The 19,356-nt window shown below is 57.9% G+C and carries 15 protein-coding genes and 1 tRNA gene; 9 read left to right on the top strand and 7 right to left on the bottom strand.

The window, feature by feature from the left end:
* Positions 1-12: 12 nt before the first annotated feature.
* A complete protein-coding gene (locus MRBLMC3_RS15450) occupies positions 13-591 on the top strand; it encodes a cytochrome b (protein WP_363830198.1) in 579 nt (192 codons plus the stop codon).
* 104 nt (positions 592-695) lie between these two features.
* On the opposite strand, the gene MRBLMC3_RS15445 is transcribed toward MRBLMC3_RS15450, so the two are convergent.
* A complete protein-coding gene (locus MRBLMC3_RS15445; protein ID WP_363737110.1) occupies positions 696-1,070 on the bottom strand; it encodes a hypothetical protein in 375 nt (124 codons plus the stop codon).
* A 45-nt stretch (positions 1,071-1,115) separates the two neighbouring features.
* Positions 1,116-2,441: a helix-turn-helix domain-containing protein gene (locus tag MRBLMC3_RS15440; RefSeq protein ID WP_363830195.1), complete on the bottom strand. Its 1,326-nt coding sequence runs from the start codon at positions 2,439-2,441 to the stop codon at positions 1,116-1,118.
* Positions 2,442-2,859: 418 nt separating this feature from the next.
* On the opposite strand from MRBLMC3_RS15440, the gene MRBLMC3_RS15435 reads away from it, so the two are divergent.
* Together MRBLMC3_RS15435 and MRBLMC3_RS15430 are read left to right on the top strand one after the other, a co-directional pair.
* Positions 2,860-4,068: an acyl-CoA dehydrogenase family protein gene (locus MRBLMC3_RS15435; protein ID WP_363756294.1), complete on the top strand. Its 1,209-nt coding sequence runs from the start codon at positions 2,860-2,862 to the stop codon at positions 4,066-4,068.
* A 60-nt stretch (positions 4,069-4,128) separates the two neighbouring features.
* Complete coding sequence (locus tag MRBLMC3_RS15430) at positions 4,129-5,625, top strand: NAD-dependent succinate-semialdehyde dehydrogenase (protein ID WP_363830192.1); 1,497 nt, start codon at positions 4,129-4,131, stop codon at positions 5,623-5,625.
* A 237-nt stretch (positions 5,626-5,862) separates the two neighbouring features.
* On the opposite strand, the gene MRBLMC3_RS15425 is transcribed toward MRBLMC3_RS15430, so the two are convergent.
* Positions 5,863-7,932 (bottom strand): TonB-dependent receptor, encoded by a 2,070-nt coding sequence (locus tag MRBLMC3_RS15425; RefSeq protein ID WP_414714652.1) that lies wholly within the window; start codon positions 7,930-7,932, stop codon positions 5,863-5,865.
* A 445-nt stretch (positions 7,933-8,377) separates the two neighbouring features.
* Between MRBLMC3_RS15425 and MRBLMC3_RS15420 the strand changes: the two genes are divergently transcribed.
* Both MRBLMC3_RS15420 and MRBLMC3_RS15415 read left to right on the top strand, forming a co-directional pair.
* Positions 8,378-9,328, top strand: a complete 951-nt coding sequence (locus tag MRBLMC3_RS15420) for a LysR family transcriptional regulator (RefSeq protein ID WP_363830190.1) — start codon at positions 8,378-8,380, stop codon at positions 9,326-9,328.
* 183 nt (positions 9,329-9,511) lie between these two features.
* Positions 9,512-10,819, top strand: a complete 1,308-nt coding sequence (locus MRBLMC3_RS15415) for a hypothetical protein (RefSeq protein WP_363830188.1) — start codon at positions 9,512-9,514, stop codon at positions 10,817-10,819.
* A 102-nt stretch (positions 10,820-10,921) separates the two neighbouring features.
* Here the strand turns inward: MRBLMC3_RS15415 and MRBLMC3_RS15410 are convergent, their stop codons facing one another.
* The 3 genes from MRBLMC3_RS15410 to MRBLMC3_RS15400 all read right to left on the bottom strand — a co-directional run bounded on the left by MRBLMC3_RS15410 (position 10,922) and on the right by MRBLMC3_RS15400 (position 13,485).
* Positions 10,922-12,196 carry a hypothetical protein gene (locus MRBLMC3_RS15410; RefSeq protein ID WP_363737117.1) on the bottom strand — a complete coding sequence of 425 codons (1,275 nt, stop codon included), beginning with the start codon at positions 12,194-12,196 and terminating at the stop codon, positions 10,922-10,924.
* An 82-nt stretch (positions 12,197-12,278) separates the two neighbouring features.
* Positions 12,279-13,130 (bottom strand): hypothetical protein, encoded by an 852-nt coding sequence (locus MRBLMC3_RS15405; RefSeq protein WP_363737118.1) that lies wholly within the window; start codon positions 13,128-13,130, stop codon positions 12,279-12,281.
* Positions 13,120-13,485 (bottom strand): DUF6152 family protein, encoded by a 366-nt coding sequence (locus MRBLMC3_RS15400; protein ID WP_363737119.1) that lies wholly within the window; start codon positions 13,483-13,485, stop codon positions 13,120-13,122. Before MRBLMC3_RS15400 ends, MRBLMC3_RS15405 begins: the two co-directional genes overlap by 11 nt.
* A 478-nt stretch (positions 13,486-13,963) precedes the next feature.
* Between MRBLMC3_RS15400 and MRBLMC3_RS15395 the strand changes: the two genes are divergently transcribed.
* The 3 genes from MRBLMC3_RS15395 to MRBLMC3_RS15385 all read left to right on the top strand — a co-directional run bounded on the left by MRBLMC3_RS15395 (position 13,964) and on the right by MRBLMC3_RS15385 (position 17,580).
* Positions 13,964-16,318 carry a TonB-dependent receptor gene (locus MRBLMC3_RS15395; RefSeq protein WP_363830185.1) on the top strand — a complete coding sequence of 785 codons (2,355 nt, stop codon included), beginning with the start codon at positions 13,964-13,966 and terminating at the stop codon, positions 16,316-16,318.
* A 56-nt stretch (positions 16,319-16,374) separates the two neighbouring features.
* Positions 16,375-16,740 (top strand): DUF6152 family protein, encoded by a 366-nt coding sequence (locus tag MRBLMC3_RS15390; RefSeq protein WP_363830182.1) that lies wholly within the window; start codon positions 16,375-16,377, stop codon positions 16,738-16,740.
* A 72-nt stretch (positions 16,741-16,812) separates the two neighbouring features.
* Complete coding sequence (locus MRBLMC3_RS15385; protein ID WP_363830179.1) at positions 16,813-17,580, top strand: hypothetical protein; 768 nt, start codon at positions 16,813-16,815, stop codon at positions 17,578-17,580.
* Positions 17,581-18,065: 485 nt separating this feature from the next.
* Here the strand turns inward: MRBLMC3_RS15385 and MRBLMC3_RS15380 are convergent.
* A tRNA-Ala gene (locus MRBLMC3_RS15380) sits at positions 18,066-18,141 on the bottom strand.
* Positions 18,142-18,368: 227 nt separating this feature from the next.
* Here MRBLMC3_RS15380 and MRBLMC3_RS15375 point away from each other — a divergent pair.
* The gene (locus tag MRBLMC3_RS15375) at positions 18,369-19,316 is read left to right on the top strand and encodes a DUF2171 domain-containing protein (protein ID WP_363830176.1); all 948 of its coding nucleotides are present in this window, start codon (positions 18,369-18,371) and stop codon (positions 19,314-19,316) included.
* The last annotated feature ends 40 nt before the right edge of the window (positions 19,317-19,356 follow it).

Raw genomic sequence — 19,356 nt, 5'->3', positions numbered from 1 at the left:
GGAAGACAAGAGATGGAAGAGACGGAGCAGCCCAGGACTGGGGAAAGCGTAGTCGATCGTTACCCCCCCTCCCTCCGGCTCCTTCATTGGACGCGCGCCGTGCTGATCCTGGGCCTTATCATCGTGGGGTGGACCATGACGTCCCTTGCGGATGAAGTCCCCGCCAAATATGGCATCTTCTATCCTTGGCATAAATCCTTCGGACTGCTTGCCTTTCTCGTCGTTGTCGTCCAGCTCATCATACGCGCCCGGACGCCTGATTTGCCCGAACCGCCAGAGGCACTCACGCGCGGTGAGCGGTTTCTCGCCAAGTTCGTGCATCGTGCCATATATGTGCTTCTCGTGCTCGTGCCCGTGATGGGCTATTCCATGTCGAGCACCTATACGATGAGCGATGGCGTCTTTTTCTTCGGTACCAACCTGCCCGAATTGCTCCCGAAGAATGACAATTGGTTCGCCGTCTTCCAATGGCTTCACAAGGTGCTAGCCTATAGCTTGCTGGGATTGATTGCACTCCATGTCGCCGGCGCCATAAAACACCGCTTCTTCGATCGCACGCGTGCGGGCGATGTGCTGCACCGCATGCTTTGAACCGGAGAAACGATGGCCCAGCCTTCTGAACCTGGGCATGATCGCGGCCCTAAACCGGCCGCAATGTCACACGGCAATGAAGCATGGGCTACTGAGGGGCACCGTCATTGCGGCTCGACCTCCCTCAACCAGCTATCCGCTTCGTGGAATGCCGAGAAAATGACGCAATTTTCCATTTGCTTCAGAGTACGGTGCACTTGCATGCGCAAAAGCGCCTGAGGGATGACCATCGCATTGCGGCTGATCGGCCTGCCGATACACAGATCGACGAAACGCTTGTTCAGTTCAACGACTTCCTGGGATTGCGCACCCCATTCCGAAAGATCGTCCAACAGCGTAAAGGAGCTCCCGGCAGCCATCGCACGGTCAAGCGCCTCTTCGAAAATTGCTTGCGCTTGCAGAGCCTCCGCTACGGACCAGAAACCTTTGTAGCGCAAGTGAAGCCGCCGCGTAGCCGGGTCGAGTGTATAATGGAGCATCGGTCGGCCTTCCCTGAGAAATGCCTCGTCGGGCGTTGCAAGAGATCAGTCTGTCCCTCTGCGGCGCTCCGCGAGCGAAGCGGTCTGGGGGTCTGAATCGGGGAACTGCTGGTCTGGAAATTGACGGGTCCAAACATTTGTAGCCGTCAGGCGACGGGCGAGCAGCAATGCGCTGTCGACGTTCATGTTGCCGATCGAACGCACCCGGAACAGCGCTTCGAAGGGCCCCTGCCCTCCCAAGCGCTTTTGCAGTACCTCCAGCTGCCCCGGATCCGCACTGACCTCAGCCATCTGCATGACCGCCGCATCGCGGGTCCCCGCGATGACGAGGATGGCATTGCCCGAGGGCCCAGGCAGGCTCGCCATATAGCCGATATCGATCTGTGGTTTGGTCTCTCCATCGAACGGACCCCAATTGGCAATATAGTGCTTGCCTGTGGCCCGATCGATCAGCTCATCATAGGTCGCCCCGACTTCGAAGCCGGACGCCTCGAACAGCGGATCGCGCAATATCCCCAGACCACTGAGAAGCCCGACATAGATGACGTTCGATTTTCGCATGAGATCGGGATTCAAATGGGACATGGCGATGACGCTGGACCGAGGCTTGGCCCGATCGGCATTCTTCACCGCCGGAATGATGTCGTTCAAAGCGGAAGCAACGCTGATCGGCATGTAATTGAGATTGACGTCGGTGTAGCGCCCGAAGTCCTCGGGATGACTCATCAGATATATTTCAAGATCTTCCTTGGAATTGATCGAGAAGTCGCGCACAAGATGGATTACTCGCCCACGCGCCTGTTCGCCGATCAGGTAATGGTCGCCCGCCACCACCAGATTAGTGGCGTCATTTTCTGCGAACGGACGCCAGAGAAAACTGTCCGCCAATGGGGCAGATTGTCGATCGCGATGGTCCTTCCAGACCCAGAGCGCAATATTGAGCAGGGACACGAGAGCAATGATACAGAGCAGGCGTCGATGTTCCCGGACGGCGTGAACAGCCCGCCATGCCATCGCTGGCGGACGGGGTGGGTTTAACTCCGCGGGATCGCTCAGCAGGATGCGATATTCACCCTTTGGGATGATGAGGCGCGCGCCCGGACGGTCAGCGTAAACATCGTCCAGCTTGCCGCGCAGCCTGTGCATGTAGACCCGGACGGTCGAATCCTGCCCGCCGTCCTCGGGCGTGCGCTTCGCGAAAACGGCATGGAAGATCTCCATCTCTTTTGGCGCTTGTCCCGCCATCGTGCGTTCAAGCAGATAATCGAACAGCTTGACCATCGTATCTGATCGAGCCGAGGTGATTTTGGGCCTGACAAGCGCCGCCTCGTTGCAAAGCGCTTCGAATTCCTTGCCGGTTTCAGACGCCACGCATGCTACCCAGGTTTCTGAGCCGCTTGGTACCCTTTTCCGACACACCAATCTCCAGAAAGCTTTGGCTCGGCTTGGAATTTGAACCCTCCAGGTCGAAATCCACGGTGATCACGCCCTCCCCGGTTTCATCCGCGCACCAACCCCATCGCGCCTTTGCGGTAACAATATGAGGGAAATATCTAAGATTGTAAACTTTCCTGCTGCGGAGTGAGGGGAATGCAATTGCAGATGGGCATTTCGGCGGGTGCCAGCCCTGAGATGGTCGCGATGTTGGGGACGTTTACCGCAAACTCCCTTTGCCGCCCAGGCAGCGACGCGCAACAGTATTGCATTTCGTAAACAGTATGGCATAATATCGACATAGCGTTGCTATTTTTCAATTACGATCGAAACATATCAGCTAAAGAGGATTGCCATGGGCCACGCTGCGTTGCAGCCGTCGCGGAACGAAGCGAGCGACGATCTTGCCAATCTACTGCGCGAACGCGCCCGGAACCTCGTTCCGGTCCTTCGCGAGCGCGAAGCCGCCGCAAATGCCGGCGGCCAAGTTCCTCCTGAAACCATCGAGGATTTCGAGCAGGCCGGCTTTTTCAAGATTCTCCAGCCCGCCCGCTATGGCGGTTATGAATTGTCGCCCAAAATCTACTGCGATGTGACGCGCATCCTCGCAGAGGGCTGCATGAGCAGCGCCTGGGTCTATGGCGTTGTCGCCGTCCATAATTGGCAACTGGCCTTGTTCGACGAGCGGGCCGCGGAGGATGTCTGGGGGGAAGATAAATCGGTCCGCCTCAGCTCGTCGCAGATGCCGGCGGGTAAGGTGATGCGCGTCGAGGGCGGCTTTCGCCTCAGTGGCCATTGGGCCTTCTCCAGTGGATCAGCCCATTGCAAGTGGGTGATACTGGGCGGCATGGCGCCGGCAGGCGAAGGCGAAAAGCCCGAAGCGCTTCATTTCCTCGTTCCACGTCCCGATTACCGCATCGTCGAAAACTGGGACGTGATGGGCCTTCGCGCGACCGGCAGCAACGACATCGTCGTCGAGGACGTCTTTGTGCCCGAGTATCGCGCGATCAGCGAACATTCCATGTTCATGCTCGATTGTCCCGGCCATGTCGCACATCCCGCGCCCCTGTACAAAATCCCGTTCGCGCAGCTGTTCAACCGGACCGTCGCGATCACCTCATTGGGCGCTCTCAAGCGTGCAGTGGAAGTATTCATCGACAATACCCGCGCAAAACGTGCGACCTATACTGGCTTGCGACTGGCGAACGACCCCTCGATCCAGCAAGCCGTGGTGGAGGCCCAGCGTACGCTCGACGAGCTCGAACTCGTCCTCGATCGGGATCTGAACGAGTTGACACGCCGCGCTGAAAATAATGACTGGCCGATCGAACGGCGCGCCGAACTGGCCGTATCGACGACGATGACCGTGAGCCGTTGCGTCACGGAAGTCGACAAGCTGATGCAGTTTAGCGGCGGCAAGGCGATCTACAGGGGCAATGCCATGCAGCGTGCCTTCCTTGATATTCACTGCGCGCGTGCGCATGCGATGAATAATCCGCTCCCCTATGCCCGCAATCTCGCGGCCGTCTATTTCGGCTTTCCCAATGATTGCGAGGATGTCTGACGATCGCCGCCTGCCTTCGGCATGAGAAAGGCGCGCAATCCCAAGATTCGAGGTAATATCATGACCGTTACTGACGCGCTCCGGGCTGAATCAGGTCCCGCGCTCATCCCGTCGCTGCAGGGCATCGATCTTCTTCGTTCGGCCTCCTACATCGGTGGGAATTGGCTGACCGGGTCCAAATCCATCGCGGTCGACAACCCGGCCACTGGGGAGATCATCGGCCATGTGCCCGATCTTGGCGAGGCTGAAGCCACCGAAGCTGTCGATGCCGCCGAGAAAGCCTTTGCGGGATGGAAGACGCGCACAGGCAAGGAGCGCGGCAAGATCTTGCGGCGCTGGGGCGAGCTCATCACGGAAAACAAGGACAACCTTGCCCGCATCCTGACAGCCGAACAAGGCAAACCGCTCTCCGAGGCGCGGGACGAAGTGGACTATGCCGCATCCTATCTCGAATGGTTTGCCGAGGAGGCCCGTCGCATCGACGGCGATGTGCTGACACCCCACCGGTCCGATCGACGGATCATGGTGGTTCGCCAGCCCATCGGTGTCGTCGCTGCCATCACGCCTTGGAATTTTCCGCTCGCCATGATCACGCGCAAGGCGGGCCCAGCTTTGGCGGTCGGCTGCACCATGGTTCTGAAGCCCGCCGGCTTCACGCCCTTCTCCGCTCTGGCTTTGGCAAAGCTTGGCGAGGATGCCGGCATTCCTGCCGGCGTCTTTAACGTCATCACCGGGAACGCGCAGGCGATCGGCAACGTCCTCACCAGCGATCAGCGGGTGCGCAAGCTCACTTTCACGGGCTCCACCGCGGTGGGCAAGAGGCTGGCCGCGCAGTGCATGCAGACGGTCAAGCGCCTGTCCCTTGAACTGGGCGGCAACGCGCCCTTCATCGTTTTCGATGATGCTGATCTCGATGCCGCGGTCGAAGGCGCCCTCGTCTCCAAGTTCCGCAATACTGGCCAGACCTGTGTCTGCACCAACCGCTTCCTCGTTCAGGACGGCATCTATGATGAATTTGCGCGAAAACTGGCAGCGCGTGTTGGCCAGTTTGTCGTGGGTGATGGCCTTGCCGGACCCAGCGACCAGGGGCCGCTTATCAATGATCAGGCGGTCGCCGATGTCGCGGCCCATGTGGCGGATGCAGTGAAGCGCGGCGCCAGGATCCTGACGGGCGGTGACAGGATCAAGGGCGGAGGCTCGTTCTTTGCGCCTACCGTCCTGATCGATGTATCCCATGATGCTCTCATGTGCAGCGAAGAGACATTTGGTCCTCTCGCTGGCCTGATACGATTCAAGGACGAGGCTGAAGCGATCAAGCTTGCCAATGACACCACGGCAGGCCTCGCATCCTATCTGTTCACGCGCGATCTGGAGCGTATCTGGCGTGTTTCGGAAGGACTGGAATATGGCATGGTCGGGGTCAACACCGGCCTGATCTCCACCGAGATTGCGCCTTTCGGCGGCGTCAAGGAGTCGGGCTTTGGCCGCGAAGGCTCGAAATATGGGGTCGACGACTATCTGGAGATGAAGACGATCTGCCTTTCCGTCGGCAACTGATCGCCCGGCCCTTAAGTCAGCCCTGCCTTGCCGCGCGCAAGGCGGGGCTTCCTCCTTCCCACGATCCGCTGAATTCGCACCGTCGAAGGATTCTTGACCTGCACCCTCTCATCAGCAAGTTCATTCTCATTCCTCCCCGTTCCGATGTGATCCTTCTCCCGCATGGCTTTGTTCGGCGCGCCGAGGAGCAAGAGATCGGCCCTCCGAAGAACAGGAAGACATCCTCCTGTAAAATTTTCAGAAACTGTATTTTACGCCCAGACGTAACGTTCGCGGCTCTACGACACGGCTCAGCCGTCCTTCGACAGGCCCGGCATCGTAGCCAGGAATATAGGACTCGTAATAATAGGCGATGTCTTTGTCTCGACTGTTCAGAACGTTGAGAAGTTCGCCGTAAATTTCGAGATTGCGGGGTTTCCATGCCACCCTGGCGTTAACCACCGTGCTCCCTTTATCGCGAACGCTGTTGTCCTCGATCAGCGCATAGGGGCCGAGATGGCGAAGACGCGCGCTTGCAACCCACCCCTTGAATACCGCTGACACGCCCGCCGACGCGGCGTTTTCGAAAGCGTTGGGAATATGGTCGCCATTGTCGTAGCGCGAATGGCTTGCCGTGTAATTGCCGTCGATAGCGAGCCATGGGGTCGGCCGCCAAAAGGCCACCAGTTCGTAGCCGCGACGCCGACTGGCGCCTGTTGGCTCCACCGCATTGGAATCGCCGACAAACCGCAACTCGCTGCCGACATCGAGCCAGAAATAGGTTGCCGTCAGGCTGAACGGCCCATGCTGGAGCCGAGCACCGATCTCCTTGCCGGTGCCTCGCACCAGCACCGGGACAGGCGACGCGCTATTGACCGCGCCGCGGACGTCATTCGAATGAAAACCGCGCCCCAGATTGACGTAGAATTCGAGGATTGGCGCGGGGGAATAGGCAAGCGCGATTTTCGGAGAAACAAGGGTTGCGTGCCCGCTTCCTTCTCCCAGAGCCAGGGCTTCGGCATCCTTCGCACGTACCGAGTAACCATAATGATCGCCACGTAGCCCGGCGATCACGCGAAGGCCGGGCAACGGCCGGAGTGTCGCTTCACCGAACAGCGCGAGCGATCCCTCCTTCACGCGGTAGACGCCGAGGGATTTGACGAAGCGCCGCTGATCAGTGTGGTGCACACCAACAGTACCAATGTCGTCGAAACGATTCTCCGTTCCCACCGTCAGGTCGAGCCAGGGCAGCAGTGTCAAATCCTTGCGCGCATCCAGACCGACAATGAAACGCTTGTCGAACTGATCAATCTGGGCGCTGCTGCCATCTGCGTTGGCATAGGTGGGATTGGAGGTCATCTCCCAATCATAGAATTGCCCATGGAGATTGGCCGACCACCCGTTGCCGCTTGCGCGGACAGCAGCCACCAACCGCGTCGTTCGTCCCCTCGCCGAGGGGTCCGGAGAACAAAAGACATCCGCGCATGACGCCGATCCGACGATCCGTTCCGGAATCTGTTCCGTCGGCCGCCAAGTGGCGTGATAGGCGTGCAGCGTAAAATCCAGCCTGCCAAAGCCCGTAGTGACGAGATATTTGCCGAAGCCCGAAAGATGTCGGAGCTTCTCCGCTTCCTGCCATGGCCCATCATACATCTTGTACTGGCCAACGAGCGTTAAGCTGTTCCCGCCAACATCGATCGAGCCGCCTCCGGCAAGACGCCGCCAGCCATAAGACCCCCCCTCTATCGATACCCATGGCGCGGCATAGCGATCGATCGTCGTCAGATAGGCCGCGCCCGCAAGGGCAAAATCACCTCCGTCGGCTCGATAGGGACCTTTTCGATAATCTTCGCGGTCGACGATTTCGGGAATCAGCCCGTTAAGATCGAGATAGCCCTGCCCATGACCGTGCGAACGCAGGTTCATCTGAACGCCATCGATATAGGTCGTGAAATCCGACCCATGGTCGAGGTTGAAGCCACGCAGGAAATATTGATTGGCCTTGCCGCTTCCGGAATGCTGGGCCGCGATCATGCCTGGAACCGATTCGAGCAGTTCGGCAACCCTGACCAGCGGACGGATGAGAAGGTCGGAGCCAGAGACGCTGCCTTCACTCGCCGCTCCAGCGGAGCCGATCTTGTTCTCGCCGCGACCGAAGACCACGATCGCGCTTCCGTCTCGATCCCCGGACTTGTCCTGCTCGCTCGGGGCCCCTTCATCCCTCAAGGGCGAGAGAGCCGCTTGGGTATCCTCTTCATGGGCAAAAGCAGGCAGGGCAGCCACCGCCAATGCAGCGGAGGCGAAAATGGGAAGTTGCGAATGTTTCAATGATCACCTGTCAGCGCGTGGTCGAAGCCTTTCCTACTTTGCTGCAGCAACCGCACGCGTCTCGTTGTTTACGGTTTGTAACGGTGTCGATCGCGTTTCCCTCTTGCACAAGTTCGGAGGAAATCGTCGCACCCACCCGCGATCTGAAGGCGATTTTTGCCCGTTATCCGCAACAGATGCTTGCTGCTGAGGGAACTGTTACCTACAGTAAACTCTCAAAAAACGAGAGGCACCAGCCCGGCGGCCCGGTTTGCAAGAGAGGAGATTGCACGGCGTGACTCTGAGTAACAACTGAAACAATCTCTCGGATGCCACGATCGCAATGTCGCCGAGAGAGTCTGCAAGGAATCGGCGAACCGCACGCATTGAGCGCTATTCGCTCACGAGGACACCCGGCGCAACTCAATGAAATATTCAGCATTGCAAGAGGACAGAAGGTTTTAAGATGGACGACAAGCTGGATATCGGCAACGCGATCGCAATGATGTCGTTTGCGGCGGTAGTGAGCTCCGGCAGCTTTTCTGCCGCTGCCAAGACATTGGGCTATTCCAAGGCCGCGGTCAGCCGGCAGATCTCGCGGCTCGAGGCGACGATCGGATTGAAGTTGCTCGATCGCACTACTCGTACCGTGACGCTGACGCCGTCAGGCAAGGAGATGTACGCCCGCTGCGCGCGGATCGTCGACGAGGTGAGCGAGGCCAATCAGGTCATCTCCGGAATGCTGTCAAAGCCTCGTGGCGATCTGAAGGTGAATGCGCCCGTTGTCGCTTCCCTTTTCAACGTCACCCAAATCATTCCGCGATTCTTGCAGGAATATCCGGACGTCCGGCTGATCATGAACCTGTCGGACACGAGGGCCGATCTGCTCAAGGGCAAGTTCGACGTCGCCTTCTGGGTGGGGGACACCTATGATCCAGATCTGGATTCGGTAAAGCTGCGCGATTATGAAATGGCCCTGGTAGCTTCGGCCGATTATCTGGACGCAAACGGCAGGCCGGCTTCCGCCGCAGATCTCAAGGAGCATCCGTGCATCCTGGAAACTCACTTGTCCAAGCTTGGCGAGTGGCGGTTATCGTCCGACGAGATCGTTTCCGTCAGCCGCGGCTCGCTCGCATCCAACAGCGTCAGGATGACGCGGGAAGCAACCTTGGCGGGAATGGGTATTTCCTATCTTCCGCGGTTCCTTATCGAGGATGACATCAGTTCCGGCGCTCTGGAGGTCATTCTTTCCGACATTGTTTCCGAACGGCTGCCGCTCTACCTCATCTTCCCCAAGGGCAGTTATCAGCTCGCAAAAGTCAAAGCTTTTGTCGATTTTTTCTCGCAGGAGATCATGACCACTGCCAAAGCCAAGAGGAAACGGAAAAGCGGCATACCCCTGGCACGGGCCATATAGCTGATTTTGATGTCGATAGTCTTTGCACCTGCAGTGTTACACGATCCCATGAACTCTCCCTCTCCCAAGGTGAGGAGAAGAGTGCTCTTTTCAGGCGTGTCTCCGCATCCCCCGGCGTGGAATTCGGCGCTGATGGCTGCGCAATTATGAAACGCGGCGCGATCGAGGGTAGCGGACAAGCATTTGAAAAGCTCCATCCCCTTCGGCCCGGCTGACGTGGAATTGAAACGGCTCCTAGCCGAACGGGCCGCGCAATTTCGAGCGACCCTGATAGGGGAGAGCCGTTCCGCAACTCTCGTCCACTTGTTTGACTATCTGCTCGAAAGGTCTGGCGATCCGCGCCCACCCAAGGAGATCGAAGTCGCGATGGCGGTGTTCGGCAAAAGCGCCGAGTTCGACACCTCCCAGGACTCGACCGTGCGGGTCCATGTCCACCGCCTTCGCCAGCGGCTCGAAAGTTGCAATGCCGGAAAGAGCGGCCCATTGCTGCAAATCCCCAAGGGGGAATATCGTCTGCTGTTGGCCGATGGGCCCGAAAGCCTGGATGACGCCGCCACGTTTCCCGACCTGCGGAGACCTCACTCCAGGCAAAAGTGGTTATGGGCGGCAATCGCAATCTGTTCTTTGGCTACCCTGGCGCTGTGGACGACATTGTTCCTGGCCAGTGGCCGTGGAAGTCCAGTCAACCTGCCCCTCAGCCAAACCTCTTTCTGGAAACCCGTCGCGACACACAAGCGATTGCCGCTAATCGCGGCGGGTGATTTCTATATGGTCGTCGAGAGCGGACAGGATGGCAAAATCGAACGCCTTTCCATGCGCCCGACAATCCGCTCCGGGCGCGACCTTGACAATTATCTGACAATGCATCCCGATCAATACAGCAAGTTGCGGGACCGTGATATCCGCCGTGTCCCGGCGAAAGTTGCGACAGGCGCTGCGGCGCTTCTGCCGCTGATCGCATCAGTGCGAGCCGACGGAGGCATGCCCGATATTGTTCCAGTCTCTCAGATTTCCCAAGAAACCATCGATTCAGACGATATCATCTACATTGAGCACTTCTCAGAGCTGGGCATGCTGAGATCTGCTGTGCTCGGCCAGTCCCGCTTTGCGCCTGGTCCTGATCCTGACGAGGTAACGGACCTGCCCTCCGGCAGAATTTTCAGGGTGCGCCCAGCTATCGAGAAATCCTTCGATGAAAATATGCCGTCCAGCGACCCCTATGGCTATGATTATGGCTATATCGCCAGCTATCCTGGGCCCTCCGGCAACCAGATACTTGTGATTTCAGGTATTGATGATACGGCGCTGTCTCAAATGGTCAAGCTTGTATCAGACAAACGACAACTCGATCTGCTGTCACGCAAGACTGGCGGCGCGAAAGCGTTTGAAGCGCTCTATCAGATTCGCACGGCAGGTGGACTGATATTCGACACCAGCATCGTGATCGCACGGGCCTTGGATGCCGGCACACGCAAAGCGCCCTCTTCCTAGAGCATGTTCAAGTTGACCGTTACGGTCGACGGCTCGGAAAATGCGGTATCAAAAGACCAGAGCGTTTCCGCTCATAGTGACAACGCTCGAGGGCGCGCCCGATTATTCATCACGCTTCGTTTTGTCCCACATCCGTTGTGAATCGATTGGCCTCGCAATCAGCAACCTGCTGCCATAGCTTCGATTGAACATCGTGCGGACTTGGTAGAGAGCTTCGAAGGACCGCAAGTTTCCGCCAAGGCGCTGGCGCAACTCCTCCACCATTTTTGCGTCCATGACGACATTGGCCATCTGCGCGGCACCGGCATCTCCCGTTCCTGACAGGATCAGTATCTGGTTACCGGAAGGGCCAGGATAGCTGGCGACATAACCATAATCTCGCCGGGGGACAATCCTGTCGTCCAGCAAATAGGGACTGTCGGACAGGAATCGCCGCCCGGACAATGTGTCGATCAGCTCATAACAGGTCGTACCACAACGGAACTTCGAAGCCTGAAACAACGGATTGCTCAGCAAAGGAGAAATTGCATCAAGCGCCCCGAGATAGATGATTCCGGACGACCTCAGCATATCGGGATTGAGTTCGGATGTTGTAACCGGCCGCGACGACACATTTGCAAGAAAAGATGAAATATGGCTAACCGGGCTCAAAACATCTGAACTTACCGAATAGAGATCTTCATTATTAAAGATGTTCCGCATCTCCACATTTTTTGCGATATACGCATAAAATGTATCGGATGATTCTATCGAAAGATCCTGCACAACCTCATCGGAGTTATCCGATTTCTGCTTTCTCACAAACATGAAATAGTCGCCCATGACGATTAATGGAGGATTTTTCTCTCCACTAAAAGAGCGCCAAAGTTCTGAACGGCCAAGGGAATCACCCGAGCCCAGGACATGGCTGAAATACAGCAGGGCCAGCAGGGCATTTATGAGCAATAATAGCGATAGGGCTGCCGCTATCAGACCGAGACCTTGGCGGGGCACTCCCGATGACTCGGCAACCGGTGTGGCTTCCTCGCCCCCAATGCTGGGCGTTTCGAGGACAAGACCATATTCACCCTGCCGAATGGTCAGGCGTGCACCGGGTTTGTCGACATAGAAGAGGTCCAGTTTCTTGCGCAGTCGATAGACGCCGACCCGGACCCTGGAACCCTGATGCCCCGGTTCACTCGAACCCTCCTGAAACACCTCTTCGGCAATTTCCGCTTCTCTGGGCCGGCGCCCTCCGATGGACTGCTGCAACAGAAAATCGAAAAGCCGAAGCAAGGTATCCGATCGGTTCGAGGCGATAAAGCTCCGCACCCGGCGACCTTCTTCCGCCAAAGCGCGGGCCATTACCTCGGAAACTGAGCTATCTTCGATCGTCATTCACCATTTCGTCTGGCGCTCGCCTGTTCCTCGGTAGGCTACCCGGATTTCGACCGAAATCAAACGCCATGCCCTCGGCTGCTCATTTGAGACCCATGGATACGGTGCCGTCCGAGTTGATCACGTCGAGCCGGTGATCGCACACATATTCAGGAATTCGATAGGCGCGGTTGCGCTTATACTCCCAGCTGAAACTATATGGTGTCTTGAGATATTCCGGATCCTCGACGGAGACATCCAGCCGCAGCATATCGGGTGCGATCAGGCGATATCGCTCGGTAATCGTCATCGCATCGCTGTGAGGAATATCGTAGAACTGGAGGTCCTTCTGCACGCCGCGCGTTTCGACGACCAGCATGTCCCCTTCCCAGTGGCCAGACGAGAAACCGAAATAGGACGGTGCTAGATCGTCGGGGGCGGGGAAAGGCGCATCGAGATAGATGCGGCGCGTCTGCATGAAAAGCTCCGCCAGCACGGTGATCTGCCCCGGATTTTGCAGGATCTGGATAGGATAAATCCCCTCCATGATGCCAGGCGTGCCCTCGGGAAGGCAACGCGTGCTGGCGTCGACCAGAGGTGTGCCCGCTGTCAGCCCGGCTTGACGCTTGTTGCGAATGGCTCTCCACTCGCTTGCATAGGGCTCTTTCAACTCTGGGCCCTTGCCAGGCGGCGGCGTCAGCTTTGTTTCGTCATCGTCCAGAAACGGGCCGGGATACCGTTCCCAGACACCTGAGATGTCCGGCTCTGCCTTCACGCTCGCGACTGCCGCCGGCCTGGCGGGCATGGGCGCAGCAAGTGCGACGCCGCCGCATACCCATGTCAGCGTGGCGGTCAATGCGAAAGTCAGCCCACCTGGATGGCCTAAACGCATCAGCTGTTCCGTTCTTCCTCGCTTGGCTTGCCCCTTGGGAGGCATCTGGTGTTCACCACGCATCCAGTTTGCTCCCATTGGGCAGGGTGGCGACCTTCAGTGCGCCGCCGGGCTTGCCATTGCGCAGCGGGTAGAAGCTGACGTTGATCCTGTCCCCCGGTTTCAGCGAATTGAACTTCCAGCCCGTCTTTGACATGTTGGACGGACTGCCGCATTCCAGCGTGTAAGTGGTCTCATCCTTTTTAATGACCACGAATACATGCGGGTTTGCCCATTGAAATTGCGCGACGGACACCCCCTTGAGTTCGGAAGTCCTGGTCTGATCAAACATCGAAAAGGAATGATGCGCCGCCAAAGGTTGACCGAGTGCAAGAAGGCTGGCGCCAAGAACACCGGCACGGATTCTGATTTTAGACATTCACGGATATCTCCTTGATCGACGAGCGGCCGCGCCAAATTGCTCTGCATGGTTCGATCGCCGCTTGATCGATTGCCTTCCGGGGCTATCGGCCGATCGGGTTTGGTTCAATTTACCCAGCCGCCCAAACAGCCGGTGAGCCTCGCAACGTAACGGAACATTGCACCGGCGGAAGTACAAAGGGGTCGCGAAACCGTTAAACGGGCACTGCGCAGGGTAACAACCTCCAATCACGCCAACCCTCCTTGCCCTCCACCGGAAATCTGCGGGCAACCTTCAAGCCAACGGCAGTCCGACGCGGGTTTCCGGTAACGTTACAGCCAGGATCTGAACGTTTCGGAACAGTGTTACACTGGTCTGTTTTGTTTACTTTCCGATAACAAACTACACAAATTGCAGAATGTGTTGCCGATAGGAAACGCTGCGCACTGCAACGAGCGGGCGCGAATAGCATCATGCAAACGGGGAAAGAGGGACCATGAAATATTCCAAAGTTCGGACGATGCCATCAGGATATGGCATCGTCACAGGCAGGGCCGCAGGGTCGCTACCTTTTGGAGTCCTTCTTCTTGCCGGCTCGGCGCTGGCATTGCCCGTTGAGTCTGCGCATGCACAGGAGAACAGTGCAAGGAAGGGCGAATATCAGGAGGCAGTGAGCGTCCCGGAAATCATCGTCTCGGCCCGCCGCAGGGACGAAGCGCTGACCAACGTCCCTGCCTCCATCACCGCTTATTCTTCCGACTTCCTCGAAAAGCAGAATATTCAGACGTTCACCGACTATGCGACCAAAGTGCCCAATTTAAGCTTCCAATATGGGCAAGGCGGCAACCTGCTCTGGAGCGGCGATCGTCAAACCACGATCAGGGGCGTGGTCGGCAATGACACCACTGCTTATTACATCAACGATACGCCCGTCCCGGCATCTGTAAGTCCCCAAACGTTGAATCTGGAACGCATCGAAGTCTTGAAGGGGCCACAGGGAACGCTGTTCGGCGCCAGCTCCATGGGTGGCACGCTTCGATTCATCACGAAAAGGGCCTCGCTTAACGAAACAAGCGGCGCTGTGCAGGTGCAGGGCGGCGCTACCCGCAATGGCGGATTCGATTTCGACGGTAGCGCCATGGTGAACGCCGCCCTCGTTCCGGACCGGATCGCCCTGGACGTGGCGCTAGGCTATACACGGGAATCGGGCTTCATCACGCGGCGGTTTCCGGACGCGGCCTCCGGCGAACTCGTTTCAAAAAAAGGTCAGGGACGTAACGACACCTATACGGGTTCCGTTACGTTGCGCGTAAAGCTGACGGAGGACTTGGAAGCGACAATCAACGGCATCGGGCAGACCAGCAAGCTGCACGGCTTTCCCGCCAGCTACGTACCGCTTCCCGCTTACAGACCGCTGTCCTACACGGTGGAACGCGACCGCGATGTGCAGGAATATTCAAAGGATCGCTGGGGTATCGCGTCGCTGGTGTTGAATTATGCAGGTGACGGCTTCTCGGTGATATCGTCGAGCAGCTATTTCAAGCGCAAGATCCGGGAACTGGAAGACAATACGGAAGGTACGAACCAATATTTCGAACAGGATGAAGGCATCGATCTGGGACGACCGGCCTTCCATGTCACCAGCCTTTCCAAAGAGCGGCGCCTGACGCAGGAAGTGCGGCTTTCGTTCGACCAGGGCACGATATTGCCGGATCTTTCCGGCATCGTCGGCCTCTTCCACCAGAATCAACGCTCCTATTCGATTGCGCCGGGCATTTTCGTTCAGGAAATGGAAGACGCGGGCTTGATTCCTCCCTATTTGAGCTCAGCCAGCGCAGATACACGCAAGATCGACACCGCCTTCTTTGGCGAAGTCTATTACGAGTTGGCGCCCAGGCTCACCATGACGCTGGGGCTACGAAAATATTGGGTAACCCAGAACACCGCCGCCAGCACCGACACCGGATTTATCTATGGTGAAACGGGCATGTCGGAAAATCCTGCGGTGCACAACACGGAGACGGGCCTGGTGCCGAAGGCCGTGCTTTCCTACGAGATCGGCGACCGCGGCAACATTTATGCCTCGGTGTCCAAGGGATTTCGTTCTGGGGGCCGACAGGCGCGTCTGCCCGATTTCTGCGGGGATGATCTTGCCAGGCTGGGACTCACGGTAGACGATATTGGACAGTATAAGTCCGACACACTGTGGAGCTATGAAGTCGGTGCCAAAAGCCGCTTGGCTGGCGGCAGGCTGAGCGCGTCAGCCGCCGCATTTCGAATGGACTGGTCTGACATACAACAGGCCACCCTGCTCCCGATCTGCGGAATATCGTTTACCACGAACGCCGGCAAAGCTCGGATAAACGGCGCGGAGATCGAAATTTCCGGCAAGCCCTTTGCCGAGGTGCCTCTGTCAATCCAGCTTGGCCTCGGTCACACCGACGCAATCCTCAAGGACCCGGGCGTTCTGCCGCAGGCGCCGAATAGCCGCCTGGGCCTGGTCCCGAACTGGACCGGCACCATTTCCGGATATTATGAAGCGCCGGTCAATGACGATGTCAGCCTGTTCGTCGCCGCAGACTATAGCTACACCAGCTCGACCAAGGTTCCCGATGGCGAGGGCGGCTTTCTCTCGCGGCAACCGATCGACATGGTCAATGGCAATCTTGGTCTGAATATCGGCCATTCGCAGATTCTGATCTACGTCAAGAATCTGTTGGATAAGCGATTGAATTATGGGGACCAGCCATCTTCGTCATTCGATCGGCGGGATGAAAATGATCAGCGCCTGCCTCGTGGCGTGGTCAGCCGCCCACGCCAGATCGGCGTGCAGTATCAGCTGAATTTTTGATTTCCACTGGGTCACGGGATGGTGCCGCCGTCCCTGCTCTCGACCAAGGAACGGATATGAAATCGCTTGTAAAATGGATGGCGCCTGCGTCTCTGGCAGCGGCCATCATCCCACTCCCTGCCCTGGGCCATCATTCTTTCGCCATGTTTGACCAAAGGACGGAGACCAGACTTAAGAGCTTGGTCGTGACACGTTTCGAATGGACCAATCCGCATGTCTTCGTCATCGGGACTGCCGGTTCCACCACCTATACGCTCGAATGCAGCAGCCCCAATCTCATGGGGCATCAGGGCTGGAAGCACAACACGCTGACGCCCGGAACCAGGATTGACGTCGCCTTCTATCCTCTACGCAACGGCAAGCCTGGCGGGATGTTGAAGACCGTCACGCTGCCGGGCGGCAAATCGATGAGCGCATGGTGAACGCGCCACCTATGGATCGAGCGCCGGCGCGTCGACGCTTCCCCCAAATTCGTCCATGAAGGGAGCAATCCGATGAAATGCTCTTCCCCTCGCCTTGGCATCCTGCGATCTGCGATCGTGCTCGTCGCCTGTGCCCTGACAATGCCTGCCATTGCGGGCATTCCAAACATCAGCGGGGTATGGAATCACTATCCTCCATTGCCCGGAACCTTTTCAGGTCAACCGAACCCTCCGGAATGGGATCCGGGCGAACCGCCGCTCAGAGAGCCATATAAGACGCAATGGCACCAGCTACAGGAAAAGCTGGCCGCCGCGGAAGCCGCGGGCCATCCGCTGCCCGACGATAGCGCCCTTTGCCGGCCCGACGGAACCCCCATGATCATGTGGGCGCACTACGCACTGCAAATTCTGCAAAATCCTGATCTCAGGCAGATCACGGTGCTCTCCGAATTCATGGCGCAAACCCGGCGCATTTATCTCGATGAAGATCTGCCGCCGATCGACAGCATAGATCCGGGTTATCTCGGCTACTCGGTGGCGCGATGGAACGGCGATGTTCTCGAGGTCACCACGGCGGGAATCCGCGAAGACGTAAAGTTCATGGACATTCCCCATTCCAAGAACATGATAGTCAGGGAAAGGATATTCATGGACGCCGAAAAATTTCTGATAGATGAAGTGTCGATTGAGGATCCCCAATATCTCTCAGAATATTATAATTTCAAGTTCATGTACAAAAAGGAGCCCCTTTCGTACAAGATCTCTGAATATGTCTGCGATAACCAACGTTCGATCATATTGCCTGATGGCAGCCTGGGCATGGCGGTGGAAACACCATAGAGTCGTGATGATAGTTGCATGAATCGCTTGGCCATGCCGCGAGACATCGTGCTATGATTTAGAGCCTGCCTTGAATCTCATGCGAGGCGAAAACTTCGGGTCAGCCCAGATAGGTTCGCACTGCTCTTGACCGGCTTGCACGTATCGAGCGGGATCCTAACTCGATAACCATGGTGGTCGCCCCCTATCTTTCGGAGCAGTCCCGCGTGCGGCTGACATTTCCGGCGCGAGTCGTCCATAGCGCATTGCCGAGGACGCCGCCGCGCTGAACAAACCATCCCGACCGGGAATTGCGCTAGGTGGTCTCGTCAAACTAGCGGCGCCGCGATCAAACGTCATCTTGCGGGTTAAATGCCGTCTGGGCTTCTCGATCCGAGGGAAACGGCAGCAAGAAAGTGGCCGATGCCGTTCGCCGGACAGGATCGTTCCCAATTTTAAGGCGGAATACCCAAATCCCAGAAAAATCGAGTGATTTCAAAGAGAAATGGTGGAGCCGAGGGGGATCGAACCCCTGACCTCGTCATTGCGAACGACGCGCTCTCCCAGCTGAGCTACGGCCCCGTAAAGGAGCGCTGCCTATAAGCGAGCGATTGCGGCCATGCAACGGTCTTTTTGCGCAAAATTGGGGCGGCTGCGAACGGCCTGCCCAGGTCACGCTCAATAGCTATGCCGGGGCAAAGGCGGGACATTACTCCTGCGTAACGCCCGGAACGATGCGGCTTCATGCTCATTGGTGCGGTGACGGCGGCCGAATGGGCGTCGTGCAAAAGCAGACAAGGAGACGGACAATGGGTTACCAAGGCGGACGTCGCTATGGTGACGGCGATCGTAACTGGACGGACTGGGACCGCGATTCCGACCGTTACCGCGCGCGGCGCGACTGGCGGGACGATCGCGGCTATCAATATGGCACGCGCGGCCAGTTCGGCGGAACGGGTTCCGGATATGGCGGGCCGCGCGACCGGCGCCTGCCCGACGATTATGATCCGGAAGAACGCGGCTTCTTCGACCGTGCGGGAGACGAAATCCGCAGCTGGTTCGGTGACGAGGATGCGGAACGCCGTCGCGAATATGACGATTATTACAACCGCCCCTATGGCGATCCGCGCGACCAGAGCAGCCGGATCGGCTATGCCTCGGCCTCCAACACGAGCCGCTATCTGCCCAATCGCGGTTATGCGCCCTATACCGGCGAACGCAGCGGCTTTGGCAGCGAGGATCATGGCTATCGGGTGCGCTCCTTCGGTGTGAACCATGATTATGGCGAGCATCACGACGCCAATTACCATGCCTGGCGCCAGCAGCGGATCGACGAGCTGGACCGCGATTATGCCGAATATCAGCGCGAGAACCGCGAACGGTTCAACAATGAGTTCGGCACCTGGCGCACCCGCCGCGGCGAACAGCGCGAGGCCGTGCAGCAGGTGCGCGAGCATATGGAAGTTGTCGGCAGCGATGGCGAGCATGTCGGCACGGTCGACAAGCTGCGCGGCGACCGCATCGTCCTGACCAAGAGTGACCAGGAATCCGGCGGCGTCCATCATTCGATCCCGTCATCCTGGATCAGGTCGGTCGATGCGCAGAAAGTGACGCTGGAAAAGACGGCGGAACAGGCACAGACCGCCTGGCGGACGGAGCGCGAGCAGCAGGCGATGTTCGGGTCGCAGGGCGATGACGCCAATGAACGATATAGCGGCGTTGGCGGCACGAGCTTCGAAAAAGGTCGCTACCGATAAAGGTCAGAAAAAATGAAGGAGGGTCCGGCCGCACCGCCGG

The sequence above is a fragment of the Sphingobium sp. LMC3-1-1.1 genome, from assembly GCF_040676285.1.
GTDB lineage: Bacteria > Pseudomonadota > Alphaproteobacteria > Sphingomonadales > Sphingomonadaceae > Sphingobium.
Note: the sequence above shows the minus strand (reverse complement) of the source record. Positions and strands in the feature narration are given on the sequence as shown.

What these genes read in the sequence shown, in the direction of transcription:
- MRBLMC3_RS15395 (WP_363830185.1), top strand. Translation starts at nt 13,964, where the DNA reads ATGAAATATTCCAAAGTTCGGACGATGCCATCAGGATATGGCATCGTC.
- MRBLMC3_RS15375 (WP_363830176.1), top strand. Translation starts at nt 18,369, where the DNA reads ATGGGTTACCAAGGCGGACGTCGCTATGGTGACGGCGATCGTAACTGG.
- MRBLMC3_RS15445 (WP_363737110.1), bottom strand. Translation starts at nt 1,070, where the DNA reads ATGCTCCATTATACACTCGACCCGGCTACGCGGCGGCTTCACTTGCGC.
- MRBLMC3_RS15390 (WP_363830182.1), top strand. Translation starts at nt 16,375, where the DNA reads ATGAAATCGCTTGTAAAATGGATGGCGCCTGCGTCTCTGGCAGCGGCC.
- MRBLMC3_RS15450 (WP_363830198.1), top strand. Translation starts at nt 13, where the DNA reads ATGGAAGAGACGGAGCAGCCCAGGACTGGGGAAAGCGTAGTCGATCGT.
- MRBLMC3_RS15420 (WP_363830190.1), top strand. Translation starts at nt 8,378, where the DNA reads ATGGACGACAAGCTGGATATCGGCAACGCGATCGCAATGATGTCGTTT.
- MRBLMC3_RS15385 (WP_363830179.1), top strand. Translation starts at nt 16,813, where the DNA reads ATGAAATGCTCTTCCCCTCGCCTTGGCATCCTGCGATCTGCGATCGTG.
- MRBLMC3_RS15430 (WP_363830192.1), top strand. Translation starts at nt 4,129, where the DNA reads ATGACCGTTACTGACGCGCTCCGGGCTGAATCAGGTCCCGCGCTCATC.
- MRBLMC3_RS15410 (WP_363737117.1), bottom strand. Translation starts at nt 12,196, where the DNA reads ATGACGATCGAAGATAGCTCAGTTTCCGAGGTAATGGCCCGCGCTTTG.
- MRBLMC3_RS15435 (WP_363756294.1), top strand. Translation starts at nt 2,860, where the DNA reads ATGGGCCACGCTGCGTTGCAGCCGTCGCGGAACGAAGCGAGCGACGAT.
- MRBLMC3_RS15405 (WP_363737118.1), bottom strand. Translation starts at nt 13,130, where the DNA reads ATGCGTGGTGAACACCAGATGCCTCCCAAGGGGCAAGCCAAGCGAGGA.
- MRBLMC3_RS15400 (WP_363737119.1), bottom strand. Translation starts at nt 13,485, where the DNA reads ATGTCTAAAATCAGAATCCGTGCCGGTGTTCTTGGCGCCAGCCTTCTT.